Consider the following 24,841-nt stretch of genomic DNA (forward strand, 5'->3'; position numbering starts at 1 on the left):
CAGTGGGATCAATTCACCTCGTTGCTGACCATGACCTCGATCAGCTTGGTGCCCGGGCGGCTGAAGGCCGACGACAACACGCCCTTCAACTGGCCGGGATCGCTGACCCTGATCGCTTCCAGCCCGAGCGACTTCGCCACGCCGCAAAAATCCACCGGCGGATCGATGAAGTCCATGCCGATGTAATTGTCGTCGCCGTGGAAGGCGAGCAGGCGCTGCTTGATGATGCGATAGCCGCCATTGTTGACGATGACGAAGTTGAGCGGGAGCTTGTGGTTGGCCGCTGTCCACAGCGACTGGATCGAATACATCGAGGAGCCGTCGCCTGAGAAGCACACCACGGGACGGTCGGGATTGGCGAGGCTGACGCCGACGGAAGCCGGCAGGCCCCAGCCGATGCCGCCGGAGGCGAGCGCATGATAGCCGTAGCGGTCTCGATGCGGCCGCAGCGCCGTGATCTGGCGCGACGAGGTAAGGCCCTCATCGACGAGAATGGCATTGTCGGGCATCGCCTCGACCAGTTGCAGCGCGAGCCAGTCCGGATCGATCGGCGAGCGGTCCTTCATCTTCGATACCTGCTCGACCACAGCCTTGCGCCTTGTGGTCCAATTCTTCGACGCCAGCGCAGCGATGCCCTGTTTCGCACGGGCTTCCAGCGCCGGGCCGCCGGTGGACTTCAGCGCCGGCACCAGCGCGCGCAGCGTTTCCCTGACGTCAGCCTTCACGGCGATCTCGGCGCCGTAGTTTTTCGCGAGATCCCAGTCGACGAGGCCGACCTGCACCATCGACAAGCCATCCGGCATCGGATCGACTTCGCTGTAGACCGACATGCGCAGGGGATCGGCGCCGAGCACGATCATGAGGTCGTAAGGCGCAAGCGTCTCGCGGACCTGCTTCTGCAACCGTGTCAGCGCGCCGAGGAAGCACGGGTGCTCGGACAGGAACTGTGCGCCATAGGGCGTCGAGCATTGATAGACCGGCGCGCCCAGCGTCTCCGCAAAGCTCGCGGCCTCCTTCAGCGCGTCGCTCTTGACGATCTCGTCGCCGGTCACGATCACTGGCCGCTCGGCCTTGAGAATGCGTGCAGCCAGCGCCTGCAGCGATTCGTCGGAGGGCCGGACGCGGGTATCGACGCGGGTGGAGCGGCCGAGCTCGATGCCGGCCTCCGCGTTGAGGATGTCGCCGGGCAGCGATATGAACACGGGACCTGTGGGCGGCGTGGTGGCGATCTTCGCCGCGCGCCGCACGATGCGCGGCAGGTCCTCCAGCCGCGTCACCTCGACCGCCCATTTCACCAGCGGCTCGGCCATCTGCACCAGCGGCCCATAGAGGACCGGCTCCATCAGCCCGTGGCCCTGCTCCTGCTGGCCGGCGGTGAGGATCATCGGCGTGCCGGTAAAGGAAGCGTTGAACAGCGAGCCCATGGCGTTGCCGAGGCCGGGCGCAACATGGACGTTGCAGGCGACGAGCTTTCCGGAGGCGCGGCTGTAGCCGTCGGCGATCGCGACGACGAGACTCTCCTGCATCGCCATCACATAGGTCAGATCGGGATGATCCTTCAGCGCATGCATGATCGGCAGTTCGGTGGTGCCGGGATTGCCGAACAGATGCGTGATGCCCTCGTCCTTGAGCAGCGCCAGAAAGGCCGAGCGCCCCGTGATGCGATTCTTCATGCTTTCCCTCCCGCCCGCGGGTTCGTTGGCCTGCGGGATGCCGGCATTGTGGCCGATCGCGAGCAGAGAGATCAATGGACGGCGGTCATGGCTGCCCTGCATCCATGACCGCGGCTGTGCTATTGTGCCGCGAGCCGCTTGATTGCTAGTCGTTGCTGCGCGGCCAATCGGCCCGCTGGAGCATTTTTCCCGCGATGTCGGAACAAACGAGTTCGCAGACGCGGCCGCCGGCGCCCGACGGCCTGCCGCCCGAGCGCAGACGTTGGGCGATCCTGGCGGTCTTCACCGCGCTTGCCGTGGCCTCGCTCGATACTGCGATTGCCAATATCGCGCTGCCGGCGATCGCCGCCGACCTGCGCGTCAGCGCAGCCGACGTCGTCTGGGTCGTCAATGTCTACCAGATCGTGCTGGTGGCGACGCTGCTGCCGCTCGGCGCGCTCGGCGAGATCGTAGGACATCAGCGCATCTATCTCGCCGGGCTGGTGCTGTTCACGCTTGCATCGCTCGCCAGCGCCTGTGCGTGGTCGCTGGAAAGCCTCCTGGTGTCGCGCACGCTGCAGGGGCTGGGCGCCAGCGGAATGATGAGCGTCAACGGCGCGCTGGTCGGCTTCATCTATCCGCGCCGCCTGCTCGGCCGCGCTTTCGGCTACAACGCCCTGGTCGTCGCGACCGCGACCACGGCCGGCCCGACCGTGGCAGCCGTAATTCTCGCGCTCGGCCCATGGCCGTGGCTGTTTGCGATCAATATTCCGATCGGGATCCTCGCCATCGTCATCGGACTGAAGACGTTGCCGCAGACGCCGCGGGCGGCGCATCGCTTCGACTTCATCGGCGCGGTGCTGGCCAGCGGCAGCCTCGGCTTCTTCATCATCGGCATCAGCAGCGCGGCCCACCACGCCCATATCGGCGTGGTCGTCGTCGAGCTCGGTGCGGCGCTTCTGTCCGGCTGGCTGGCGATCCGGCGGCACGCCGATCATCCGGCGCCGATGCTGCCCATCGACCTGTTCCGGCGGCCGCTGTTTGCTCTGTCGGCGGCGACCGCGGTCTGCTCGTTCACCGTGCAAGGCCTCGCCTTCGTGTCGCTGCCGTTCTATTTCCAGACCGTGCTGCACCGCTCGCAGGTCGAGACTGGATTGTTCTTGACGCCGTGGCCGCTGGTGGTCGGCTTGATGGCGCCGATCGCCGGACGTCTGTCGGACCGGCATGCGCCCGGCCTTCTGGGCGGCATCGGGCTCGCGATCCTCGCCGCCGGCATGGTCTTGCTGGCCACGCTACCGGCTTCGCCGGGCGTTGCCGATATCGTGTGGCGCATGGTCGTGTGCGGTGCGGGTTTCGGCTTCTTCCAGGCGCCGAACCTGAAGGCGCTGATGTCGAGCGCGCCGGCCGACCGCAGCGGCAGCGCCAGCAGCATCATCGCCACCGCTCGGCTCACCGGACAGACGCTCGGCGCAGCGCTGACGGCGCTGTGCTTCGGCCTTGCCGGCACCGACGGCGCGACGGCCGCGCTGGCGGTCGGCGCCGGGTTTGCCGCGCTCGGCAGCCTGATGAGCTTTCTGCGGCTGACGGTCAGGCGCTGACAGCGTCAGATATCGCCGCGGGCAAGCTCGAAGGGATCGTCGCCGGCGCGTTTCCTTTTCTTCGAGCGCTGCCAGACCCAGCCGGGAAAACCCTTCAGCGGCACCAGCGGCGCGCCGCCATAGGCCCATTCCTGCAGCTCCTCGATCGCGTTGTGATAGAGCGGCTCGCGGCCGGTACGGCCGAGAAACAGCGCGCGGGGGATGTTGACCATGTGCGGCGAGCGGGCACGCTCGTACATCACCGGCGTGCCGCAGGTGGTGCAGAAGCTGCGGGTGGTCTTCGTCTTGGCGTCCTCGTAGCGCGCCAGTGCAGTCTTGCCCTTGACGATGCGAAAGCGCTTGCGCCAGCTGCCGACATAGGTGGCGTAGGCAGCGCCATGGGCGCGGCGGCTCGCGGCGGAATGATCATGCCAGGCCCAGCGCGCGGGCACGTCGATCTCGAAGGCGACCTTGCCGCACAGGCATTTTCCGGCGGCAGGTTTGCCGGGCGAGATGGCTTTGGGTTTTTTCTTCGGTCGTTCTTCTTCGTCGAACATGCGCGCCTCTCGTAGGGTGGGCAAAGCGAAGCGTGCCCACCTTCACGATTGCGCTGGTGAAGGTGGGCACGGCGCTGACGCGCCTTTGCCCACCCTACAACACTTGCTGCTCGTCGTGGTCGAACATTGCGCGATCTCGAATCTCACCGCCGTCGTTCCGGGATGGTCCGAAGGACCAGACCCGGAACCTCGAGATTCCGGGTTCGATGCTTCGCATCGCCCCGGAATGACAGCTCACCTCACGCCTTCGCCAACTCGTCGTGCACGGGGTAGTCGGTATAACCCGCCTCCTCGCCGCCGTAGAAGGTCTTGCGATCATATGGCGTCAGCGGATAGCCGCGCTGCAGGCGGCGCGGCAGGTCGGGGTTGGAAATGAAGATGCGGCCGAAGGCCACCGCGTCGGCATGGCCCTGTGCGATCGCATCCTCCGCGGTCTGCCCGGTGAAGCCGCCGGCAGCGATCAATTTGCCTTTCCAGATCGGGCGGAACAGCACCATGGCCGACGGCACGTTCTGCCAGTTGACCTCGGCGCGGCCGGCGCCGGAGGAACGCGGCTCGATGAAGTGCAGGTAAGCGAGCCCGAGCGGATTGAGCTGCTCGACGACGTGGCTGTAGAGCGGCATCGGCTCCGGCTCGCCGGAATCGTTGGCGATACCGTAGGGCGACAGCCGGACGCCGACACGGCCCGCGCCCCAGACGTCGACGACGGCCCGCGTGACTTCGAGCAACAGCCGCGCGCGGTTCTCGATCGATCCGCCATACCGGTCGGTGCGCTGGTTGCTGCGCGATTGCAGGAATTGTTCGAGCAGATAGCCGTTGGCGCCGTGCACCTCGACGCCGTCGAAGCCAGCGGCAAGCGCGTTCTTCGCGGCCTGGCGGAAGGCGTCGATGATCCCCGGGATCTCGGAAGTCTCCAGCGCGCGCGGCGTCTCGTAGGTCGTGACCTTGCCGTCGGTGGTCGAGGTCTTCAGCTCCTGCGAGATTGCAATCGCGGAAGGAGCGACCGGCAGCACGCCGCCCGGCTGGAAGGAGGAATGCGAGACGCGGCCGACATGCCAGAGCTGCAGGAAGATGATGCCGCCCTTGGCATGCACGGCGTCGACGACCTTGCGCCAGCCAGCGATCTGCGCCTCGGTATAGATGCCGGGCACGCCCGGGCTGCCGAAAGCCGTCGCCGACACGGGCGAGGCTTCGGCGATCAAGAGGCCGCCAGGCGTGGTGCGCTGCGCGTAATATTCCGCGTTGAGCGGCCGCGGAGCCAGCGACGGCTTTGCCGCGCGCATCCGCGTTAGCGGCGCCAGCACGAGGCGATGCTTGAGCTGATACGGCCCGATCTGGAGCGGTGAAAACAGTTTTGGAAAGTTCATGCCTGCCCTGATTGTTCTTGTTTGATGCCGGGCTATCTAGCCGGATCGCCGCGCCGGAGGCAATGCGGCGGCGCTGGCGGACAGAGCAGGCATGCGGCAGGCTACAGCGTCTCCTGCTTCTGCCCGCAATTCTTGCAGGCGAACTTGACGCGGGTTTCGCCCCTGGCGGCCTGGACGCGGTTGGGCGCACCGCATTTGCCGCATACGGCCTCGATCCGGGTATTGCCCTGCTTGACGACGACGGACTTCTTCTCCATCGCCTCGCGGATCATGCGCTCGGCTTCCTCGCGCAACGACTGTTTCGACATATAATTCGTACCCGTTCTGAAATTTGCCGGGCAGGCTATAGCACGCCCATAACAGGCTGTTGAAAAAAATCGTCAGGCCAGAGCGCCGGCGGCTCGCGACCGCCGACGCTCCTCGCACGTTCGGCCTCAGACCAGGAACACCGTCGAGCCCGTGGTCTTGCGCGCGGCGAGGTCGGTATGGGCCTTCGCCGCGTCCTTCAGCGCATAGGTCTGGTTCACCTCGATCTTGACCGCGCCGGACTTGACGACGTCGAACAGCTCGTTCGCCATCGCGACGAGGTTTTCGCGCTTGGCCGCATAGGTGAACAGCGTCGGGCGCGTGACGTAGAGCGAGCCCTTGGCGGCAAGCAGGCCGAGATTGAACGGCTCCACCGCGCCGGAGGATTGCCCGAACAGCGCGAGGACGCCGAGCGGGGCGAGGCAGTCCAGCGACTTCATGAAGGTGTCCTTGCCGACGGAGTCGTAGACCACTGGGCACTTCTTGCCGCCGGTGATCTCCTCGACCCGCTTCACGAAATCCTCTTTGCTGTAGTTGATGGTGTGGGCGCAGCCGTGGGCCTGCGCGAGTTTCGCCTTGTCGTCGCTGCCGACGGTCCCGATCACGGTGGCGCCGAGATGTTTCGCCCACTGCGACAGGATCAGGCCGACGCCGCCGGCCGCCGCGTGCAGCAGGATGGTGTCGCCGGCCTTCACGCGATAGGTCTGGCGGATCAGGTATTGCGCGGTCAGGCCCTTCAGCATCATGGCGGCGGCGGTCTTGTCGTCGATGCCATCCGGCACTTTCAGGAGGCGGTCGGCCGGAATCAGCCGCGCCTCGGAATAGGCGCCGATCGGCGAGTTGCCATAGGCGACGCGGTCGCCGGGTTTCAGGTCGGTGACGCCGGGGCCGACTTCCTCGACCACGCCGGCGCCCTCGCCGCCGAGTCCGCTCGGCAGCTGCACCGGATAGAGGCCGGAGCGGTTGTAGATGTCGATGAAATTCAGGCCGACGGCGGTATGGCGGATGCGCGCCTCGCCCGGTCCGGGCTTGCCGACCTGCACCTCTTCCCAGACCAGAACTTCGGGACCGCCGGTTTTGTGAAAGCGGATGGCGTGCGTCATGGATAACCTCCTTCGAACGGGATGACGAGAGAATGGAAATGACGGCGCGGGGAGCGGCTCAGCGCGACCGCAGAAAGGTGTGTCACTGATGTTGCCGCCGATGGCCGGCGAGCGCAAGAGCGGCCAAAGCGGTGCCGCGTCCTGCCCGATATGCGCAAAACGCAAGTACCTGGCCGGAATGGAATTTGGCCCTTCTAGTGAGCAGAACTCAATGACGCTCGCTGCCAGCGCAGCCAGATGACGGCGGCAGCGGCAGCCAGCAAGAGCAGCACGGAAAACCAGTTGAGCGGATGCCAGCCCCATTTGTCCTGCAGGAAGCCGGCCATGAAGCTCGACGTCGCGGTGGTGCTGAAGACGAGCAGGTCGTTGAGCGCCTGCGCCTTGCCGCGCTCGTTCGGGCGGTAGCACGTCGTCACCAAGGCCGTGGCGCCGACGAACAGGAAGTTCCAGCCGACGCCATTGACCGTCAACGCGATCCGGAAATTCCATTCCGCCGTGCCCGCCAGCGCCACGACGACGCCCAGCAGCATCAGCACGATGCCCGCCGACATCACCGTGGTGGTGCCGAACCGGTTGATAAGATTGCCGGTAAAGAAGGACGGCACGAACATGCCCAGCACATGCATGAAGATGACCCAGTGGGCTTCCGCATGCGGGAATCCGCAGCCGACGATGGCGAGCGGCGAGGCGCTCATGATGAAGGACATCGTGCCGAACGCCAGCATGCCGGCCATGGCCGAAGCAATGAAGCGCGGCTGGCTGGCGATCACCCACAACGGCCGCGGCGGCGCGACCGGCTCGGCGTGGCCGGCAACGACGGTCGAGGTCGCAACCGACGGGAAGGTGATGAACGACATGATCGTGAAGACGATAACGTGGAGGCCGAAAATGGCGGCATAGGTCGCCAGGTAGAGCGGCATCGCCAGATCGTGCGTCACCCGCACGAGGCTGGGGCCGATCACGGCGGCAGCGACGCCGCCGGCCGTCACCCAGGAAATCGCCCTGGCGCGGTAGTGCAGCGGCACCAGCTCCGCCGCGGCGAACCGGTACATCTGCAGGCACGCCACGGCGTAGCCGAGGATCAGGCCGCCAACGCACATCAGGAGGAAGTTGGCGGTGTAAAGGCCGGCGCACATCACGGTTGCGCCCGCCATGCCGAACAGCGAACCCACGCGGAAGCCGATGCCGCGGCCCAGCCGCTGCATCAGCAGCGCCGCCGGAAACACGAAGATCATCACGCCGATGTGCTGCATCGTTACCGGCAGGTTGGCGAGATCGGGCCGGTGATAGAAGGTAATGACGGACAGCCCGGTGGCCGCGAACATCATGGTGTTGCAGGACTGGCCGACCGCCTGGCAGCCGGCGAGAAGCAGAAGGTTGCGGTGGGCGCGCCGGTCGAGACCCGGTTCCGGATCGACCTGCGGCTTGAGACCCGATTGGGGGTTCAGTGCATCCATTATTGTTTTTGCCCAATATCCGGGAAGGCCGCGCGCGGCCGGCGCGTGACGGGACGCCGTCAGGCGTTCATCCGGCAAAATCGCCCTTCGTTCAAGGCTAGGGTGGAAGATTCCTGCCGCTATTGCCCGCATGGCAGCCATAGAATCTATGCAGCGTTGCCGGCCCCACCAGATCGCGTAAGCTTGCAGCGGCACTCAGGCCGCCGCGCCGGCTTGAATCATGCGCCGCGCGATGCGGCCGGGGGCGACAATGTCCGACGACCTGAAGTTCACGGTGCAGCGACCGCCAGCCTATGGCGAATTGACGGACATGCTGCCGGGGCTGTTCTGGGTGCGGCTGCCGATGCCGACGGCGCCCAACCACGTCAATTGCTGGCTGCTCGACAACGGGCCTGGATGGACCATGGTCGATTGCGGCCTGAACACCGACGACAGCTTCGAGATGTGGGACAAGCTGTGGCGGGGCCTGCTGCGCAGCCGTCCCCTGCAGAGCCTTGCCCTCACCCATGCGCATGCCGATCATTCCGGCCTCGCCGCCTTCTTCGTCAAGGAGATGAAGTGCAGCGTTCGCATGCCGCTGGCCGAATGGCTCAGCGGCTGGAAGATGTGGCATGAGCGCGAGGAAGGACCGGACGAGCAGTTTGCCTCCTTCCTGAAACGCAACGGCGCATCGGGGGACGATGCCGCCAGGATCATGCAAGCGCAGCGCCAGTCAAAATTTCTGGGCTCACGGCCGCCGCGCGAATTCATCCGGATCCGGGATGGCGACGTCGTCGCCATGGGCAAGCGCGAGTGGCGGGTCATCACGGCGGGCGGGCATTCGGCGGAGCACGCGCTGTTCTTTTGCGAGAGCGACAGGATCCTGATTGCAGGCGACCAGATCCTGTCGCACATGACGCCGTCGGTGATCGCGCCGCCGGCGCAGCCGGAGGCCAACCCGATGAAGGACTATCTGGATTCGCTGACGCTGCTGGAAGCGCTGCCGGCGGACACGCTGGTGCTGCCCTCGCACGGTCTGCCGTTTCACGGGCTGCATGTGCGGCTTGCCCAGCTGCGCGAGCATCATCAGGCGCGGCTCGACGACGTGATGAGCGTCGTCTCCGGCAGGACCAATGCGTTTCTGATCGCGCAGGAAATATTTCCGCGCGTGCTCTACGCCAATCCGCGTCAGGCCTTCGGCGAAGCGCTGGCCCACCTGAACATGCTCGCCTCGACCGAGCGGCTGAGGCGCGACGTCGACGGCGATGGCGCCATCGCCTTCGCGCCGGCCTGACGCCGGTCCGCAGGCGGCAACGTGCCCTCACCGACCGAACGCGATCCTCCCCATACGGCCGGCCTGCTCCACGCCAGGCCGTGGCAGGTCGCCATGGTCGGGCTGGGCACGGCTGCGACGCAGCTCGACACATCGGTGAATATCGCCTTCCCCGCCATCACGCGCGGCTTCGACCTTTCGATCGGCGATATCCAGTGGGTGGTGATCTCCTATGTGCTGACCTATGCCAGCCTGCTGCTGGCGCTCGGGCGCATCGGCGACACCGTCGGTCACGCACTGGTCTTCCGGATCGGCCTGGTCTGCAGCGCGGTGGCGCTGCTGCTCGTCGGCTGGTCGCCGAACTATGGCGCGATGCTGGCCTTTCGCTGCCTGCAAGGCGTCGGAGCGGCGCTGGTGCTGAGTTGCGGCGCGGCGCTGGTGACATCCCTCTATGGCGAGGAGCGGCGCAGCCGGGCGCTTGGCATCTACACCATGATGCTGTCACTCGGACTGATGCTGGGTCCGCTGCTCGGCGGCGCCCTCACCGCGGCCTGGGGTTGGCCGGCGGTGTTCTGGTTCCGGATTCCCATTGCCCTTGCGGCATTGTTGCTGTTGCAGGGCATGCCGGCATCGCCGGTGCGTCAGGCAGGCGACCGCTTCGATATCCTCGGAGGCATCGCGCTGGTGCTGGGCCTGGTGACGATGCTGCTGGCGCTCAACCGCATTCGCGAACTCTCCGCCGTCTGGTTCGGATTGCTGTCCGCCATGGCGTTTGCGGCCTTCATCTACCGCGAGTCGCGCGCGCCGCGTCCCATCATCGCCATTGGCCTGCTCAGGCAACCCGGCTTTGCGCTGCTCAACCTGGTCAGCGTGCTGGCCAATCTGGCGGCCTTTTCGATCTGGCTGCTGGTGCCCTATTTTCTGGCGCGCGTCCCCGGCTACACGCTGGCCGAAGGCGGCGCCATCCTGGCGACCGCCGCCGCAGGCGCCGTGCTGGCCGCGCCGGTCGGCGGCCGCCTCGCCGGGCGGTACATTTCCGCCGAACGGCTGGCGATCGCAGGCGCCGCCGCCATCGGCGCCGGCCTCCTCTGGATCGGCGCATGGACGGAGCAAACCCCGACGCTCCTGCGGATCGCGGGGCTCGCCGTGCTGGGCGCCGGCGTCGGCCTGTTCCAGCTGGCCTATTCGGACATCGTGACCGCAGCACTTCCGCCTGGGGATCGCGGCGTTGCCGGAAGCCTCGTCCTGCTGACGCGAACGCTGGGCACAGTGACCGCCGCTTCGACCGTCCTGATGGTGTTCGAGATCCTCAACACCAACCAGGGCTTCATCGAAGCCTTCCAGCGGACATTTCAGCTTGCAGCCCTGCTGGCATTCACAGCCGCGGCGCTGTTGGCGGCCTCGCCGCGGATGCGCTGAAGCCGGCTAAAGCGCGATGAGATTGGGATAACTCATCATCGCGCTTTAGGTTGTTGTTTGAGCATGATCTTTTCGGAAAACCGCTTCACACTTTTCCGGATCACGCTCTAGGACGGCTCCATCCCGAGCGACTTGCCGGTCTCCAGCCAGATCGGCAATTCGCGCTGGTACAAGGCGTTGCTTTCCTTGAAGCCGATCGCAGGCTCCAGCACAAAAGTGCTGAGGACTTCCTTCACCTTGGGATCGTTGTTGGCCGCCACGAAGAGTTCCGCCAGCCGGTCGACGATCGGCTGTGGCGTTGCCTTCGGCACAGCCCATCCCGAGAAGCCGCTCAAGGTAAAGAACTTCGATGTGGCGCCTTGCTCGGGCAGGGTCTTGACGTCGGGGATCGCGGCGACCTTCTTCGAATGCACCGCGAACAGGACGCCGAGATTGCTTCCGAGCACGGATTGCGCGGCCGTATAGCTGCCCATCGCAACGTCGAGCGTGCCTTCCGCCAGTCCCGTCCACATCGGCGCTTCGCCCCGGTAATGCACCGGCTCGATGTTGAGGCCATATTGCTTGTTGAGCTCGTTGATCGTCATGTGCGGAGCCGAGCCCGCGCTGTAGGTGCCGAAATTCACCTTGCCGCTCTTCTTCGCAAAGGCGACCAAATCGTCGAGCGACTTGACGCCGGATTTCGGGCTCGCCACCAGCAGCAGCCCGGCGCCCGGAATGATGCTGACGAGCGTCAAATCCTTGTCCATGTCGTAGCCGGGGTTCTTCATCATCACCCGGTTCATCACATAGGTGGTCGAGATCGAGCACAGGATGGTGTGGCCGTCAGGCTCGGCGCGCGCGACTTCGGCCGCCCCGATGGAGCCGGAGGCGCCCGCCTTGTTTTCGACGACGACGGTCTTGCCCACCTGCCTCGTGATGAAATCGCCGAAGGCGCGCGCGAGCAGGTCGGTTTGCCCACCTGCCGGATAGCTGCAGATCATGCGGATGTTCCGCGACGGCCAGGCGGCCTGCGCCGAGGCTCCGCGCGAGATGAAGGGCATAGCGGCGGCTGCAGTACCGGCAGCCATGAAGTGACGGCGGTCGAGTTTCTTCAATTTGGTTACCTCCCTGGATTCGTCCACGAAGGTACCGCATCGACCCGCCTCTGCCACCCGCAGGAGGCGGGACAGATTGGCGCATTCAGGCGGGCAGCGGCTGCCGGCGAAGTGGCGCTTCGCCGACAGCCGACGGTTGAATTGAAAGTCGCTGCCACATCCGCTCAGAACAATCCGGGCAGCATCATCGCCACCTTCTGCCGGTAGCGCCGGTACTCCTCGCCGAACTGCGCCACCAGATCCCGCTCCTCGAGCCAGATGCCTACGAAGATGTAGGCCGTCGTCACCGCCGCGAACAGGAGATGACCGACCGTCATGACCGGTGCCGACCAGAACGCGATGATGAAGCCGAGATAGATCGGGTGCCGGATCAGGCGGTAGAGGCCGGGTGTCTTGAACTTCATCGGCTCGGCGAGACGGCCGGCAAAGTGGGTGACCACCTGCGTCAGCCCGAACAGCTCGAAATGGCTGATCAGGAAGGTGCTGTAGAGCACGACGAGCCAGCCGAGGAAGTGAACTGCAACCGCGGCGTAAGCGAGCGCAGGCGTTTCGATCTGCCAGACCACGGCCGTGATCGGCTGCCACTGCCAGAACAGCAGGACCAGCGAGAGGCTCGCCAGCAGCACATAGGTGCTGCGTTCGAGCGCAGGCGAAGCGAAGTTCGCGAACAGCCGCTTGAAGCCCTGGCGAGCCATGCCGCTGTGCTGGACGGCAAACAGCGACATCAGCGCGAGATTGACGACCAGGGCGCGCAGGGGCGAGGCAGCCACGCCGCTGTCGATCGTCTTCGGCACGATCAATTGCGAGACGAAGCCGATGGCGTAGAGGAAGGTGACGAAGAAGACGAGATAGGCGAGCACGCCGTAGCCGAGCACGAAGCTGCGCGCGGCCAGCGAGCCGCGGGTTTGATCCGGCTGATGGACCGGCCCGCTTTGCATGGTGATGGACATGTCCGGTTCTCCTGATAGGGGGTGACGGGTGGAGGGCTGCCGGCGACGGGGACTTCGCCGGCAGCTCGCAGTTGCGTCAGACCGAGGCAGGTCCGGCGCAGACGTGGTTCGCTTGGCAAGACCTGCCGAGGCGATCCACGGGGGTGGGCTGTTACTCGGTGTCCTTGACGGAGACGCCGCCGCCGCTGGTGCTGGGAGCCGGCTTGGGGTCCTTTCGGTGATCGCGGACTTCGGGCGCGTTGGCGCGGTGATCGCGAACGACCGGCTTGGTGCGATGGTCGCGAGTAGCGGTAGCGGCCGAGGCCGACGCCAGCGACATCATCGAGACGGCGACGAGGCCGAGCGCGAATGCGGCAATTCTGGACTTGGAGATGTGGTTCATGATCTTCCTCTGGGTTTGGGTGTGTCAGGGACGTGAGTACTCAGTCGGCAAGCGCTGTCGGCGCTCGCCGGCGGAGTTGGTTGTGGCGCGGCGCACGCTGCGCCGGCCGAATTACCTAAGGGGACTGCCGCGCGCGATGATCGCGCGGGCGGCTTGCCGTTCCCGGCTCGCCAGCATGCGGGCAACCGACCGGTTGACGAACCGGCGGAAGCGCAGGAGGAGAGCCTTGAAGAAGCGGTGGGTTGGGTTCAGCGCGGGCGCTTCGAACAAAGTAGACATGGTCATTTCTCGTCGTGAATCGGTTCGTTAGTGAAACGGCTCCCGTGCTGAGGCACCGGCCACCCCGGGCGGGAGCCCGGGACGACTGAGCAAGAGGCCGCGAACTAGTATGAGGACGCGCAGTTGTCGTACTGCCTGTTGCAGGTTCGGTTGATGCACGCGGTCCAGTCGCCCTTGGCTCCGGCGGCCCCGGCGCAACGCTGGTTGCAGAGTCTGTACTTCTGAATACAGCTCATTTTGGCAGCATCGGCGGTTTCAGCGAAACTCAGCAATGAGCCCGCTGCAAGGGCCGCGACCACGAGGAAGGATTTCCAGTAAGGCTTGTTCATGTGTTGCTCCTAATCGTTTGGTCGATTGTCGTGATTGGTGGTAGCGAATTGGCAGTTGCCGGAAGGTGAGACGACGCCCGCGCCGAAGTTGCTATTCCGCAGCGGCAGTCCGGGGTGCGGGATCGTCACGCACGACGACGGTGGTGGCGACCTTGTAGAACTCCTCGCCGGGCATGCCGACGCGGCGGGCGTGCTCGCGGATCGATTCGCCATCGCGCGCCTCGTAGATGCAGAAGGTGCCGATGCGGCCGTCGGCCTCGTGCACCACATAGCTGCGGATCCAGCGGACGCGATCGGACATCTGCTCGTTGCCGATCTTCGCGGACTTGGCTCCCGCGGCTTCCAGTTCGTTCAGGTTTGCCCAGGCGCTCGGACGGCGGATGACGTAGAGTTCCATTAGAAATCTCCTCAGGGGTTGTTAACCAATGGCCGCGAATGACCGCCGGCCGTGAGGAGCTATAGGGGCAGGTAGCGCTGACCGTCCTTACCGCGGCCTGATCTTTTCCTGATCCCTGGCTGAACCTTTTCGCTGCCGCCCGGACTCAGGGATATGATCCTCAGGTTTGGACCCTTCGAGCTCGACGAAGCGGGCCGCGTTGTCATGTGCGCGCGGCAAGAGGTCCCATTGCAACCCCGCGTCTTCGATCTCCTGGTCTATCTCGTTCACAACCGCGAGCGGGTCGTCTCCAAGGACGAGCTGCTGGAAGCTGTCTGGCCTCACGTCACCGTGACCGACAACTCGCTGCAGCGGGCCGTGAGTGCGTTGCGCGCCGTGCTGCGCAAGGGCGGCATGGAGGACGCCATCCGGAATGTGCCGGGCAAGGGATATCGCTTCTGCCTCGACGACGAGACTGGGCAACAGGCGCAGGCGGCTCAGCCGGCCGTCGATGACGAGCAGGACGTGCGGGCGCGCGCAAGGCAAGCTGCTGCCGCGCAGGCGTGGGCGGAAGCCGTAGCGCAGTTTGAAAAAGCCGATGCCGCCGGTTCGCTCAGCGGCGAGGACCTGCATCTATGGGCTCTCGCCCTTCAATGCACCGGCAAGACCGATGCCGCCCTGCCCGTTCTGGTCCGCGCCGTCGCCGCGCATACCAAGGCAGGCGATGTGCCTCTGGCGGTGACCGATGCGGTCACGCTGTCGGGCCTGCATTTCGAGCGCGGTCAGGCGGCGATGGCAAAGGGATGGCTGGCCCGCGCAGAGGATTGGGCAGCCGAAACCAATGACCCTGCGACGACGGCACTGATCTTCTGGATGAAGTCCAAGGTAGCGGCGTTCGACGGCGAGCCGGAACAGGCACTCTCGTTTGCCGATGCCGCCTACTCCGCGGTCCGGCACAAGGGCGCCGTCAATATCGAAGCGCTGAGCCTGGTTTACCGCGGCTTCTATCGCCTGTGCCTGGGCGACACACGCGCGGGCCTCGCCGATCAGGATCATGCCGCGACACTGGCGCTGTCCAGCAACGATCTCGATCCCGTCATGGGCGGCATCCTCTACTGCAACATCCTGTGGGCATCGCGGATGTTCGGCGACTGGGCGCGGGCCAACCAGTGGACGCTGGGCTATCAGAAATTCTGCTCGGAAAGCGGCATGGAACTGACCGGCTCGTGCCAGCTGCATCGCTCGGAGGTGCTCGGCGTCAGGGGCTCGCTCAACGAGGCCTTGTCTCGCATCCAGGACTCGCTGGCGCGGCTCACCAGCGAGGCACCGTGGTCGATCGGCGACGCCAACCGCGTGCTCGGCGACATCCTGTCCGCCATCGGCGACGATGACGCCGCGCTCGAAGCCTATGACAGGGCGTATTCGTTCGGGTGGGATCCCGAGCCCGGCCGCGCCATGCTGCTGCTGGAACGGGGCGAAGCGGAAGCCGCCTATGCCAGCCTCGAGCGCAGCCTGATCGGCAAGAGCTGGTGGACGCTGCAGCGGCGGGGAATATTGTTCGCGCATCTGGCACTCGTTGCGGCGCATACGGGCCGGCACGACCAGGCGCTGGACCTGATCGACGAGCTTTCGGGAAGTCCGGATCGCTGGCCGATGCCCTCGATCCGTGCCCTGGCGAGCGAAGCGCAGTCGGTGCTCGCGCTGGCGCGCGGCGATCGGGAAGCTGCGATGCAGCACCTGCATCTTGCGCGGCAGCTCTGGTCGAGCATCGAAGGAAAGGTGCAGGCCGTGCGGCTCAGGCTGCGGATCGCGCGGCTGCAGCTGGAACGCGATGACATTCGCGGTGCACTGGCCGAAGTGCACGCCGCCCAGCTCATTGCAGACGAGCTGGGCTCGCGCAAGCTGCAGGCCGATTGCGCCGCGCTGCAAGGCGACATCGATGCGCGCAAGGTCGGGCGCGCCGTTGCCCAAGCCCGCAGTTAAGCCCGCAGCTGAGTCCGCACACGAGCCCGCGGCTGATCCTGCCCGTCAGGCGCCAACGTAGGGAAGGCTGGCGACGAGAACCGCCAGCAGAACCGCATTGCACAGCATGCCGGTCCAATGCAGCCGGCGCAGCCGCCGCACGGCGCAGGCATCGCCGGAATCCCTCGCGCTCAGCTGGGCATCCATCTTGCCCATGAACCAGCGGCGTCCGAGAATCGCCGACGCAGCAACCACGCCAATTCCGACGGCGAAAAACGGCCGGCCAGCGGCTGCGAAGGCCAGCGTCCCGATGACGCCGGCAACGCCCAGCATCACAAACTGGATGTTGAACATGCCGCGCAGCAACTGGGTGACCTGCGGGATGTCGAGCTTCACAAAAAGAAAAGCAGGCGAGGCCAGGAAGAAATAGCCCATCGAGAAAAGCAGGATGACGGTGGCGGCCAAGGCGAAGGCATTCGATGTCATGCGATCATCCCTTCCCCGCCGGGCAGCGGCACGCCGGCGGCAGCTGATGATAGTACACCGGGGCTCCCGCACTATTCGGCTTTGGTCGGAAGCACCACTCCCTACACCGCCTGCGCCACCCGCTCGCGGGCCAGCGGCAGCACCTCGCGGGCAAAGATGCCGGCGGAATGCAGCACTTCCTCTTGCGTCAGATCGCCGAAGGAGAACTGGCTGATGAAATAATTCGCGCCGGCTTCATTGGCCATGCGGCTGACCTGCTCGCCGATGGTGCCGGGCGAGCCGACGATGCCGCCGCCGTGCTTCACCACGGTCTCGAAATCCTCGGGAATGCGGGCATAGCGCGGCTGGGTGCCGTGGATGTTCCAGAGCTTCATGAAGCTCTTGAAGAAGGCCGGCCAGGCGCGGCGGCCAAGGTTCATGGCTTCATGATCGGTGTCGGCGCAGACGACGAAGCGGTTGATGCCGAGCAGCGGCAATTGTTCGGGTGCGTTGCCGGCGGCAACCCATTCGGCGCGGTAGCGGTCGGCGATCTCGCGCACGCGCGGAATCGGCCCGCCGCAGACGATGTTGATGCGGTTCTGCGCCGGCCAAGCCGCGCCTTCCGGCACCGGCACGGCATACCACAGCGGCGGATGCGGCAATTGCACCGGCTTCAGGTCGATCGGGACGTTGTTGTACGTGTAATGCTTGCCGGCGAAATTGACCTCGTCCTTCGTCAGTGCCTGCATCATGACGGTGTAGGCCTCGACATACATCGCCTGTGCGCTTTCTGAATCGACGCCGAAATAATCGAGCTCGTGCGGCGAGGCGCCGCGGCCGATGCCCACCTCGACGCGCCCGCCGCTAAGGTGATCCAGCATGCAGACTTCCTCGGCAAGCCGCAGCGGGTGATGCGCGGGCAGCACATAGACCAGCGCGCCGAGCCGGATGCGGCGCGTGCGCTGCGTGATCGCGGACAGGAAGATGCTCGGCGACGGCGCTAGATTGAGCGGCGTCGAGTGATGCTCGCTCATGTGATACGTGCGGAAGCCGGCGCGGTCGTAGAACTCGATCAGCGCGAGCCGCTTCTCGTATTGCTCCGACAGCGGATACGGGCCGCGGTCGTTCTGATCGAAGATGCCGAACTGCATCCCTACTCCGCCGCCTGCGCGATCCGTTGGCCGATCTCGCTTTCGATGCGCGCGCATTCGGCGCGATAGCGGGCGACATTGGCTTCCTTGATGTGGCCGTAACCGCGCACCACTTCCGGCATCTTCGCCAGCGCCACCAGCCGCGGCAGGTCGAGCTTGCCGTCAAGATGGCGGAAGATCATCGCGGAATATTCGCCCGGCAGTGCGCGCTCCATCCTGCGTTCCGCAGTGTAACCGAAAATATCGAGCGCGCTGCCGCGGAAACCCTTCAGCTTCGCGAGCACGCCGAAGGCCTTGAACACCCACGGACCGAATTCGCGCTTCTGCAAGTGGCCAGTGACCTTGTCGCGGCGGGCGAGCAGCGGCGGCGCCAGCAGCACCTTCAGGGAAGGATCGCCGTCGAACTGCGCCTGCAGGGCCTTGGCGAATTCGCCGTCGCTATAGAGGCGGGCGACTTCGTATTCGTCCTTGTAGGCCATCAGCTTGAACAGGCCCTTTGCAAAGGCTTCCGTCAGCTCCGTCGAGCCGGGCGCGGCCTTGGCTTCGGCGGCGCGCACGCGCTCGACCTCGGCGAGGTAGCGCTTCGAATAGGCTTCGTCCTGGTAGTCGGCAAGGAATTTGGCGCGGAAGGCGATGGTCTCGTCCAGCGTCTTCTTCGCGGGCATCGCCGCGCTCGACTTGAATCGGGCGGCCGAGACCACGCGCGGCAGGTCGTGGGCGGCGAGCCGGCCCCAGGCAAAGGCCAGGCGATTCATCTCGATCGCAGCGCCGTTGAGCTCGATCGCCTTCTGGATCGCCTCCAGCGACAGCGGGATGGCACCGCGCTGGAATGCGAAGCCGAGCATGAAGGCGTTGGTGGCGATGCTGTCGCCCATCAGCGCCGTGGCGAGCCCGGTGGCGTCGAGGATGTCGAGATGGTCGGCCGTGATGGCACCATTGAGCGCATCGCGCATCGCGCCCATCTCGAAATCGATGTCGGGATTGATCACGAAGCTCGCGGTCGGCAACAGGTCGGCATTGACGACGGCGCGGGTGACGCCGCGGTCGGCACTGTTCAGCGCCGTGGCCGAGGTCGCGACCACGATGTCGCAGCCGAGGATGAGGTTGGCATTGCCCGGCGCGATGCGGACGCTGGAGAGATCGTCGGCATGGGGCGCAATGCGGACGTGGCTCATGACCGCGCCGTTCTTCTGCGACAGGCCGGTGAAGTCGAGCGTCGAGCAGGCCTTGCCGTCGACATGGGCGGCCATGCCGAGCAGCGCGCCGATGGTGATGACGCCGGTGCCGCCGATGCCGGTGACCAGGATGTTGAAGGGACCATCAAGCGCGGGCGTCGCGGGCTGCGGCAGGTCGGCGAACAGCGCCGACGGATCGGCGGCGGTGCGATCGGCCTTGCGCAGCTTGCCACCATGCACGGTGACGAAGCTCGGGCAAAAACCCTCGACGCAGGAAAAATCCTTGTTGCAGTTGGACTGGTCGATGCGGCGCTTGCGGCCGAGCTCGGTTTCCAGCGGCTGCACCGAGACGCAGTTCGACACCTGCGAGCAGTCGCCGCAGCCTTCGCAGACGCGCTCGTTGATGAAGACGCGCTTCGGCGGATCGGGATAGAGCCCGCGCTTGCGGCGACGGCGCTTTTCCGCCGCGCAGGTCTGGTCGTAGATCAGCACCGTGAGGCCGGCGACGTCGCGCAACTCTCTTTGCACGGCGTCCAGTTCGCGGCGGTGATGCACGGTCGCCAGCGGCGGGAAGTAGTTGCTCGGGTATTTCTCGGGATCGTCGGTGACGATGGCGAGGCGCTTGGTGCCTTCGGCCGCCACCTGATGGGCGATCTGCGAAACGTTGAAGCCGCCCTCGGCGGGCTGGCCGCCGGTCATCGCGACCGCGTCGTTGTAGAGGATCTTGTAGGTGATGTTGACGCCGGCCGCGGCCGCGGCGCGTAGCGCCAGCAGGCCGGAATGGGTGTAGGTGCCGTCGCCGAGATTCTGGAAGACGTGCTTCTCGTTGGTGAACGGCGCCTGGCCGATCCAGGCGACACCCTCGGCACCCATATGCGAGATGGTCGTGGTGCGGCGGGCGGGGATATACAGCGCCATGCCGTGACAGCCGATGCCGGCCATGGCGCGGCTGCCCTCCGGAATTTTCGTCGAGGTGTTGTGCGGGCAGCCCGAGCAGAAATACGGCGTGCGCTGCAGTTTTGCGGCGCCGATGCCGTCGGCCGGGCGATCGAAGGCCTCCAGCTTGGCGAGGCGCTGCTCCAGTGCGGGGCTGCGATGGCCGACCTTGCGCAGGCGCGCCACCACGGCGGCCGCCACCATGGTCGGCGTCAGTTCGCCCTCGCTCGGCAACAGCACCGCGCCGCTCTCGTCGCGCTTGCCGACCACCGACGGACGCTTTGAGGCGTCCATATTGTAGAGAATGCGGATCAGCTGGTCCTCGATGAAGCCGCGCTTCTCCTCGACCACGAGCACGTCCTGCAGGCCCTCGGCGAAGGCGAGCGCGCCGCGCGCTTCCAGCGGCCAGGTCAGCGCGACCTTGTAGATGCGCAGGCCCAGCGCCTGCGCCTCGGCATCCGTGATGCCGAGATCGGCGAGCGCCTGGCGCAGATCGAGATAGGCCTTGCCGGTCGCCATGATGCCGAGCCGCGCCGGCTTCGAATCCAGCTCGATGCGATCGAAACGGTTGGCGCGGGCAAACGCCGCGACCGCCTCCATCTTCGGGCCATGCAGCCGCTTCTCTGCCTCCAGCGGCGGATCGGGCCATCGGATCGAGAGGCCGCCCGGCGGCATCTCGAAATCGTCGGGCGTGATGATCTTGATGCGATCGATGTCAGAGATGATCGAGGCGGAGCTTTCGACCGTCTCCGAAATCGCCTTGAAGCCGACCCAGCAGCCGGAGTAGCGCGACAGCGCAAAGCCCAAAATGCCGAGATCGAGATAGTCCTGCAGCGTCGCCGGATTGACCACCGGCATCAGGGCTGCGGCAAACACCTGCTCGCTCTGATGCGCCAGGGTCGAGGACTGGCAGCCATGGTCGTCGCCGGCGAGCGCAATGACGCCACCGTTGATCGAGGAGCCGGCGGAGTTGGCGTGCTTGAGCGCATCGAGCGAGCGGTCGACGCCCGGCCCCTTGCCGTACCAGATGCCGAACACGCCATCGACCTTGGCGCCGGGGAACATGCCGACCTGCTGGCTGCCCCACACCGCGGTGGCGGCGAGATCCTCGTTCAGGCCGGGGACGAAGGCGATGTCATGCTGCTGCAGGAACGACTTGGCGCGCCACAGGGCGTGGTCGTACATGCCGAGCGGCGAGCCGCGATAGCCGGAGATGAAGCCCGCGGTGTTGAGACCCGCCGCGCGATCGCGCTCCCTTTGCAGCATCGGCAGCCGGACCAGGGCCTGCGTGCCCGACAGAAAGATCCGCTTCGCATCCAGCCGGTACTTGTCGTCCAGCCCAACTTCCAGCAATGCCATGATGAACCTTGCCCGCGCTCCCTGCGGTCCGTGCTCGTTTCGGACCTGATTTTGCTTGGCCGGCAGCATGCACCGGTTTTGCCATGCATGCACAGCCCCCTATATGCCGCGCCGCGGCATAACACCTTTGCATTTTGCTTGATTCCGCGCCGAAACTTGCCGCAGGAACTGGTCACGACACGGTTTTGAGGGAGACGCGGATGACGAAAGCCTTCGACAGCGAAATCGCCGAGAGCAATGGCGTGCTCACCGGACCGTGGCGGCAGCCGAAACAGATGCTGCATGCGCAGACCTACGATTCGCACGCCTCGATCCATGACGATGCGACCGCACAGAAGCTCGGCTTCCAGGGCGGTACCATCGAGGGCCCGACCCATTTCAGCCAGTTCGCGCCGCTCTGCGAGCGCATCTGGGGCAAACAATGGTTCGAGACCGGCTGTCTTTCGGCGCACTACCGCAATCCCGTGTTCGAGGGCGAGGAGGTGCAGGCGAGCATCGAGATGCCGAAGCCCGGTCGAAGCGTCTGCGCGATCGGCATGACGCGGAAGGACGGCACGGAGATTCTGCGCGGCACCGCCTCCGTCGGACGCGACGTGACGGAGACCGCGCTGACGCAGCGGCTGAAGGAATTGAAGCCGCTGGCCGATCCCGTGATCCTGCGCGACATCAAGGTCGGCATGAAGACCGCGCGGCAGAGCGTGAAGATGGATCTCGACCAGCACATGGGCGATCTCTACCCGTTCTCGCTGGCCGACAAGCTCAAGGTCATCACCGAGCCCTCGCCTTATTATTCGGGCGACGACAATCCCTGGGGCCGGCCGATCGTGCCGATGGAGATGCTGAGCGTGCTGTTCCAGTATCGCGCGCGCGAGGATCGCCTGCCGGTGCGCGGCCCCGCGGTCGGCCTGTTCGCCGACCAGGAGATCCGCCTGCTGCGCGGCCCGCTGTTCGTAGGCCAGAGCTACACGTCCGAGCGCGAGGTGGTTGCCTTGAGCGGCAGCCGGCGCACGGAGAGCATGTGGGTACGCACCACCGTGTTCGGCGGCGACAATGCGCCGGTGGCGACGATGCTGCTCAACGGCGCCAGCATCAAGCAGTCCTATGCGCCGTATGAGAAGGAATACGCCGAGCTTTATTCGTAAGCCTGTGCTTCCCCCATGAGACAGTGCTAGGCTCGCGATACTGGGTCTCATGGCAGGGAGGAAGTGATGGCGGATAGCAAGAAGAATCGCGGCGGCACGGACCGCGCGCTGATCGCGATCGGCGAGAAATACGAGGTCGCCTACTGGTCGAAGAAGCTGAAGGTGACGCCGGCGAAGCTGAAATACGCCGTCAAGAAGGTCGGCCATTCCGCCAGGAAGGTGGGGGCCTACATCCAGGAGCAGAAGCACAAGGCCGCCGACAAGTCGCGCATTGCGGTCAGCCAGCCCTACGAGGTCCGCTACTGGTCGAAGAAGTTCAAGATCACGCCGGCCAAGCTGAAAGCCGCCGTGGCCGCCGCCGGACATTCCTCGAAGAAGGTCGAGGCCTATCTGAAGCACCAGAAGGCGGCCAAGAAGGGGGCGAAGAAGAGAAAGAAGGCGGCGTGAGGGGCTGCGTCTGCCCCTGACCGTCCGTCTTCGCTGTCATTTCATTCGAGCTACGCCGGACACGCTTCGCCCTTGGTTCAGGGGCGGCGGTGCCACGCGTAGCTTCAAGGGAGGAAAGTGGCTTGCCGAGCCGAAGCGCGCGGACAAAGCCCGCCTTCGCCCGATTGGGCTTCGGCGCGGCATCCTTCGTAGGCTGCGCGCGCGAAGGATGGTGGGCACGACAGGGATCGAACCTGTGACCCCTACCATGTCAAGGTAGTGCTCTCCCGCTGAGCTACGTGCCCTACTAGAAAAAAGGTGGTTGGGTCGGGGTCCGTATAGCGGCTGCGGACCGGGGCCGCAAGGACAGTCAGCCCCTAAATTTCATAGCGTTTTCAAGCGAAGCGGGCACCGTTTCGCGTTCGGAAAACGCGCTAAGACCGGAAATCAGGCCGCCAGCATCTTGTTCACTTCGCTGACCAATTCGCGAAGATGGACCGGTTTGGCCAGAACCTTGGCGTTCTTGGGGGCTTCCGAATCCGAGTTCAGGGCCACCGCCGCAAAGCCGGTGATGAACATGATCTTGATATCGGGGTCGAGCTCGGCGGCACGGCGGGCGAGCTCAATGCCGTCCATCTCCGGCATGACGATGTCCGTCAGCAGCATCTCGAACGGCTCCTCGCGCAGCCGCTGATAGGCCGACATGCCGTTGTCGTGGGGCGACACCTCGAAACCGGCGTTTTCCAGCGCCTTGACGAGGAAGCGGCGCATGTCGTTGTCGTCTTCGGCGAGGAGAATTTTGTGCATGGGTTTCGGTCGTCTAGTCCGGGTCACTGGATCACTCCACTCACTAAGCCCTGCAGACAGTAAATTTCGGGTGAAAGACCATCGGCCGAGGCCAGCCGGCAGGTGGCGATCTTACTGCATCAGGAGCGGGGCGGAAGGCAATCGAGACGGGCCTGAAGGGCTGCAAAGAAGTGTTCCAGGGTAAACGGGCTTTTTTCCTTGGCAGAAGCCTGCGATTTCCGACAATATCGCCTCACAAAGCACGCGATTTTCTGGCAGAAATGAGCCTGCGGGAAGAATCTCGCTCGACAGGGACGGCGCCCGGCGAATGACCCAGTTTGATGGCGAGTTGTCGCCACCGTTCGAAATCGTGGAGCCCGCGAGCTGGCGGGCGCCGATCATCTTCAACTCCCCCCATTCTGGCTCGGTCTATCCGGAGGAATTCCTTAACGCCTCGCGGATCGATCTCGCCGCGCTGCGCCGCTCCGAGGATTCGTTCATGGACGAATTGATCGGCCACCTGAGCGAACGCGGCTTCCCGGTGGTGACGGTGAATTTCCCGCGCTCCTATGTCGACGTGAACCGCGAGCCCTACGAGCTCGATCCCAGGATGTTCGCCGGACGGCTGCCGAGCTTTGCCAATACGCGCTCGATGCGGGTGGCCGGCGGGCTCGGCACCATCCCGCGCGTGGTCGGCGACGGCCAGGAGATCTATCGCGAGCGGCTGTCGGTCGACGACGCGCTCGGCCGCATCGAGGCGCTGTACAAGCCGTACCACCGTGCGCTGCGGCGGCTGATCAACAAGGCGCACCAGACTTTCGGCACGGTCATTCTGGTGGACTGCCATTCCATGCCGTCGGTCGGCGTGTCGCGCGACGAGCCGCGGCGGCCGGACGTCGTGATCGGCGACCGCTACGGCACGAGTTGCGCAGCCGTGCTGCCGGAGCTGGTGGAGGATACGCTCGCCGGTCTCGGCTATTCGATCGGCCGCAACAAGCCCTATGCCGGCGGCTTCATCACCGAGCATTACGGCAATCCCGCCAGCGGCCTGCACACGGTGCAGCTCGAGCTCAACCGCGCCGTCTATATGGACGAGCGCCGCAGGGAGCGCGGCCCGCGCTTTGCGCAGGTGGCGGCCGATTTCGCCGCCATTGCCGACCGGCTGGCGGAAATGCCGCTCGGCGATCTCGGGCCGTTCCAGGCCGCGGCCGAATAGTCCGCGCACATTGCGCGGACATTGCGCACAAATTGTCCTCAAAGCTTCGGACAATCTTTCAGGACGGGAACAGGGCGTCGTTAACGGTCTGATGTCGTTTGCCGGCCGCCTGCCCCTCATACC

Annotated in this window: 23 protein-coding genes and 1 tRNA gene; 7 read left to right on the forward strand and 17 right to left on the reverse strand. The window is 65.4% G+C overall.

The annotated features are described in order from the left end of the window. Positions 1-8 precede the first annotated feature (8 nt). Positions 9-1,673, reverse strand: coding sequence for a thiamine pyrophosphate-dependent enzyme (locus HZB49_RS12520; protein ID WP_291611703.1), 1,665 nt, complete (start codon positions 1,671-1,673; stop codon positions 9-11). A gap of 194 nt (positions 1,674-1,867) precedes the next feature. On the opposite strand from HZB49_RS12520, the gene HZB49_RS12525 reads away from it, so the two are divergent. After that, entirely contained in the window at positions 1,868-3,250 is a 1,383-nt protein-coding gene (locus HZB49_RS12525; protein WP_291611704.1) for an MFS transporter, read from the forward strand. 5 nt (positions 3,251-3,255) lie between these two features. Here HZB49_RS12525 and HZB49_RS12530 read toward each other — a convergent pair whose 3' ends face one another. From HZB49_RS12530 to HZB49_RS12550, 5 genes are all read right to left on the reverse strand, one after another. Continuing rightward, complete coding sequence (locus tag HZB49_RS12530) at positions 3,256-3,786, reverse strand: GFA family protein (protein WP_291611706.1); 531 nt, start codon at positions 3,784-3,786, stop codon at positions 3,256-3,258. Between the two features lie 239 nt (positions 3,787-4,025). Then, positions 4,026-5,153, reverse strand: a complete 1,128-nt coding sequence (locus HZB49_RS12535) for an alkene reductase (RefSeq protein ID WP_291611708.1) — start codon at positions 5,151-5,153, stop codon at positions 4,026-4,028. Between the two features lie 101 nt (positions 5,154-5,254). Next, positions 5,255-5,461, reverse strand: coding sequence for a hypothetical protein (locus tag HZB49_RS12540; RefSeq protein WP_291611709.1), 207 nt, complete (start codon positions 5,459-5,461; stop codon positions 5,255-5,257). 126 nt (positions 5,462-5,587) lie between these two features. Beyond that, positions 5,588-6,562: a quinone oxidoreductase gene (locus HZB49_RS12545; RefSeq protein ID WP_291611711.1), complete on the reverse strand. Its 975-nt coding sequence runs from the start codon at positions 6,560-6,562 to the stop codon at positions 5,588-5,590. Between the two features lie 194 nt (positions 6,563-6,756). Continuing rightward, the gene (locus tag HZB49_RS12550; RefSeq protein ID WP_291611713.1) at positions 6,757-8,019 is read right to left on the reverse strand and encodes an MFS transporter; all 1,263 of its coding nucleotides are present in this window, start codon (positions 8,017-8,019) and stop codon (positions 6,757-6,759) included. Between the two features lie 250 nt (positions 8,020-8,269). Between HZB49_RS12550 and HZB49_RS12555 the strand changes: the two genes are divergently transcribed. Further along, entirely contained in the window at positions 8,270-9,292 is a 1,023-nt protein-coding gene (locus HZB49_RS12555) for an MBL fold metallo-hydrolase (RefSeq protein WP_291611715.1), read from the forward strand. Positions 9,293-9,313: 21 nt separating this feature from the next. Then, positions 9,314-10,690, forward strand: a complete 1,377-nt coding sequence (locus HZB49_RS12560) for an MFS transporter (protein WP_291611717.1) — start codon at positions 9,314-9,316, stop codon at positions 10,688-10,690. A 107-nt stretch (positions 10,691-10,797) separates the two neighbouring features. Here the strand turns inward: HZB49_RS12560 and HZB49_RS12565 are convergent, their stop codons facing one another. The 6 genes from HZB49_RS12565 to HZB49_RS12590 form a co-directional block, all read right to left on the reverse strand. Continuing rightward, complete coding sequence (locus tag HZB49_RS12565) at positions 10,798-11,757, reverse strand: tripartite tricarboxylate transporter substrate binding protein (protein WP_291611785.1); 960 nt, start codon at positions 11,755-11,757, stop codon at positions 10,798-10,800. A gap of 191 nt (positions 11,758-11,948) precedes the next feature. Beyond that, the gene (mddA, locus tag HZB49_RS12570) at positions 11,949-12,734 is read right to left on the reverse strand and encodes a methanethiol S-methyltransferase (protein ID WP_291611719.1); all 786 of its coding nucleotides are present in this window, start codon (positions 12,732-12,734) and stop codon (positions 11,949-11,951) included. Positions 12,735-12,885: 151 nt separating this feature from the next. Further along, positions 12,886-13,116, reverse strand: a complete 231-nt coding sequence (locus HZB49_RS12575) for a hypothetical protein (RefSeq protein ID WP_291611721.1) — start codon at positions 13,114-13,116, stop codon at positions 12,886-12,888. A gap of 111 nt (positions 13,117-13,227) precedes the next feature. Further along, positions 13,228-13,395 (reverse strand): hypothetical protein, encoded by a 168-nt coding sequence (locus HZB49_RS12580; protein ID WP_291611724.1) that lies wholly within the window; start codon positions 13,393-13,395, stop codon positions 13,228-13,230. Between the two features lie 104 nt (positions 13,396-13,499). Next, positions 13,500-13,724 carry a hypothetical protein gene (locus HZB49_RS12585; RefSeq protein WP_291611726.1) on the reverse strand — a complete coding sequence of 75 codons (225 nt, stop codon included), beginning with the start codon at positions 13,722-13,724 and terminating at the stop codon, positions 13,500-13,502. A gap of 91 nt (positions 13,725-13,815) precedes the next feature. After that, a complete protein-coding gene (locus tag HZB49_RS12590) occupies positions 13,816-14,121 on the reverse strand; it encodes a nickel-binding protein (RefSeq protein WP_291611728.1) in 306 nt (101 codons plus the stop codon). Between the two features lie 228 nt (positions 14,122-14,349). On the opposite strand from HZB49_RS12590, the gene HZB49_RS12595 reads away from it, so the two are divergent. After that, a complete protein-coding gene (locus tag HZB49_RS12595) occupies positions 14,350-16,083 on the forward strand; it encodes a winged helix-turn-helix domain-containing protein (protein WP_291611730.1) in 1,734 nt (577 codons plus the stop codon). 45 nt (positions 16,084-16,128) lie between these two features. Here the strand turns inward: HZB49_RS12595 and HZB49_RS12600 are convergent, their stop codons facing one another. From HZB49_RS12600 to HZB49_RS12610, 3 genes are all read right to left on the reverse strand, one after another. Further along, on the reverse strand, positions 16,129-16,548 hold the full coding sequence (locus HZB49_RS12600; RefSeq protein WP_291611732.1) for a hypothetical protein: 420 nt from the start codon (positions 16,546-16,548) through the stop codon (positions 16,129-16,131). Positions 16,549-16,649: 101 nt separating this feature from the next. Then, complete coding sequence (locus HZB49_RS12605; RefSeq protein WP_291611734.1) at positions 16,650-17,678, reverse strand: LLM class flavin-dependent oxidoreductase; 1,029 nt, start codon at positions 17,676-17,678, stop codon at positions 16,650-16,652. A gap of 2 nt (positions 17,679-17,680) precedes the next feature. Continuing rightward, positions 17,681-21,148 (reverse strand): indolepyruvate ferredoxin oxidoreductase family protein, encoded by a 3,468-nt coding sequence (locus tag HZB49_RS12610; protein ID WP_291611736.1) that lies wholly within the window; start codon positions 21,146-21,148, stop codon positions 17,681-17,683. 200 nt (positions 21,149-21,348) lie between these two features. Between HZB49_RS12610 and HZB49_RS12615 the strand changes: the two genes are divergently transcribed. After that, positions 21,349-22,290 (forward strand): hypothetical protein, encoded by a 942-nt coding sequence (locus HZB49_RS12615; RefSeq protein ID WP_291611738.1) that lies wholly within the window; start codon positions 21,349-21,351, stop codon positions 22,288-22,290. A 66-nt stretch (positions 22,291-22,356) separates the two neighbouring features. Beyond that, positions 22,357-22,737, forward strand: coding sequence for a DUF3606 domain-containing protein (locus tag HZB49_RS12620; RefSeq protein ID WP_291611740.1), 381 nt, complete (start codon positions 22,357-22,359; stop codon positions 22,735-22,737). 209 nt (positions 22,738-22,946) lie between these two features. Here the strand turns inward: HZB49_RS12620 and HZB49_RS12625 are convergent. Further along, positions 22,947-23,021, reverse strand: a tRNA-Val gene (locus HZB49_RS12625). A 142-nt stretch (positions 23,022-23,163) separates the two neighbouring features. Next, positions 23,164-23,523 (reverse strand): cell cycle two-component system response regulator CpdR, encoded by a 360-nt coding sequence (cpdR, locus tag HZB49_RS12630; RefSeq protein WP_291611742.1) that lies wholly within the window; start codon positions 23,521-23,523, stop codon positions 23,164-23,166. Positions 23,524-23,830: 307 nt separating this feature from the next. Between cpdR and HZB49_RS12635 the strand changes: the two genes are divergently transcribed. Further along, a complete protein-coding gene (locus HZB49_RS12635) occupies positions 23,831-24,718 on the forward strand; it encodes an N-formylglutamate amidohydrolase (RefSeq protein WP_291611743.1) in 888 nt (295 codons plus the stop codon). The last annotated feature ends 123 nt before the right edge of the window (positions 24,719-24,841 follow it).

It is taken from the genome of Bradyrhizobium sp. (assembly GCF_016219575.1).
Taxonomy (GTDB): domain Bacteria; phylum Pseudomonadota; class Alphaproteobacteria; order Rhizobiales; family Xanthobacteraceae; genus Bradyrhizobium.

Excerpts from the sequence above, each read along its gene's own strand:
- HZB49_RS12520 (WP_291611703.1), bottom strand. The coding sequence starts at position 1,673 with ATGAAGAATCGCATCACGGGGCGCTCGGCCTTTCTGGCGCTGCTCAAG.
- HZB49_RS12525 (WP_291611704.1), top strand. The coding sequence starts at position 1,868 with ATGTCGGAACAAACGAGTTCGCAGACGCGGCCGCCGGCGCCCGACGGC.
- HZB49_RS12530 (WP_291611706.1), bottom strand. The coding sequence starts at position 3,786 with ATGTTCGACGAAGAAGAACGACCGAAGAAAAAACCCAAAGCCATCTCG.
- HZB49_RS12535 (WP_291611708.1), bottom strand. The coding sequence starts at position 5,153 with ATGAACTTTCCAAAACTGTTTTCACCGCTCCAGATCGGGCCGTATCAG.
- HZB49_RS12540 (WP_291611709.1), bottom strand. The coding sequence starts at position 5,461 with ATGTCGAAACAGTCGTTGCGCGAGGAAGCCGAGCGCATGATCCGCGAG.
- HZB49_RS12545 (WP_291611711.1), bottom strand. The coding sequence starts at position 6,562 with ATGACGCACGCCATCCGCTTTCACAAAACCGGCGGTCCCGAAGTTCTG.
- HZB49_RS12550 (WP_291611713.1), bottom strand. The coding sequence starts at position 8,019 with ATGGATGCACTGAACCCCCAATCGGGTCTCAAGCCGCAGGTCGATCCG.
- HZB49_RS12555 (WP_291611715.1), top strand. The coding sequence starts at position 8,270 with ATGTCCGACGACCTGAAGTTCACGGTGCAGCGACCGCCAGCCTATGGC.
- HZB49_RS12565 (WP_291611785.1), bottom strand. The coding sequence starts at position 11,757 with ATGGCTGCCGGTACTGCAGCCGCCGCTATGCCCTTCATCTCGCGCGGA.
- mddA (WP_291611719.1), bottom strand. The coding sequence starts at position 12,734 with ATGTCCATCACCATGCAAAGCGGGCCGGTCCATCAGCCGGATCAAACC.
- HZB49_RS12575 (WP_291611721.1), bottom strand. The coding sequence starts at position 13,116 with ATGAACCACATCTCCAAGTCCAGAATTGCCGCATTCGCGCTCGGCCTC.
- HZB49_RS12580 (WP_291611724.1), bottom strand. The coding sequence starts at position 13,395 with ATGTCTACTTTGTTCGAAGCGCCCGCGCTGAACCCAACCCACCGCTTC.
- HZB49_RS12585 (WP_291611726.1), bottom strand. The coding sequence starts at position 13,724 with ATGAACAAGCCTTACTGGAAATCCTTCCTCGTGGTCGCGGCCCTTGCA.
- HZB49_RS12590 (WP_291611728.1), bottom strand. The coding sequence starts at position 14,121 with ATGGAACTCTACGTCATCCGCCGTCCGAGCGCCTGGGCAAACCTGAAC.
- HZB49_RS12600 (WP_291611732.1), bottom strand. The coding sequence starts at position 16,548 with ATGACATCGAATGCCTTCGCCTTGGCCGCCACCGTCATCCTGCTTTTC.
- HZB49_RS12605 (WP_291611734.1), bottom strand. The coding sequence starts at position 17,678 with ATGCAGTTCGGCATCTTCGATCAGAACGACCGCGGCCCGTATCCGCTG.
- HZB49_RS12610 (WP_291611736.1), bottom strand. The coding sequence starts at position 21,148 with ATGGCATTGCTGGAAGTTGGGCTGGACGACAAGTACCGGCTGGATGCG.
- HZB49_RS12615 (WP_291611738.1), top strand. The coding sequence starts at position 21,349 with ATGACGAAAGCCTTCGACAGCGAAATCGCCGAGAGCAATGGCGTGCTC.
- HZB49_RS12620 (WP_291611740.1), top strand. The coding sequence starts at position 22,357 with ATGGCGGATAGCAAGAAGAATCGCGGCGGCACGGACCGCGCGCTGATC.
- cpdR (WP_291611742.1), bottom strand. The coding sequence starts at position 23,523 with ATGCACAAAATTCTCCTCGCCGAAGACGACAACGACATGCGCCGCTTC.
- HZB49_RS12635 (WP_291611743.1), top strand. The coding sequence starts at position 23,831 with ATGACCCAGTTTGATGGCGAGTTGTCGCCACCGTTCGAAATCGTGGAG.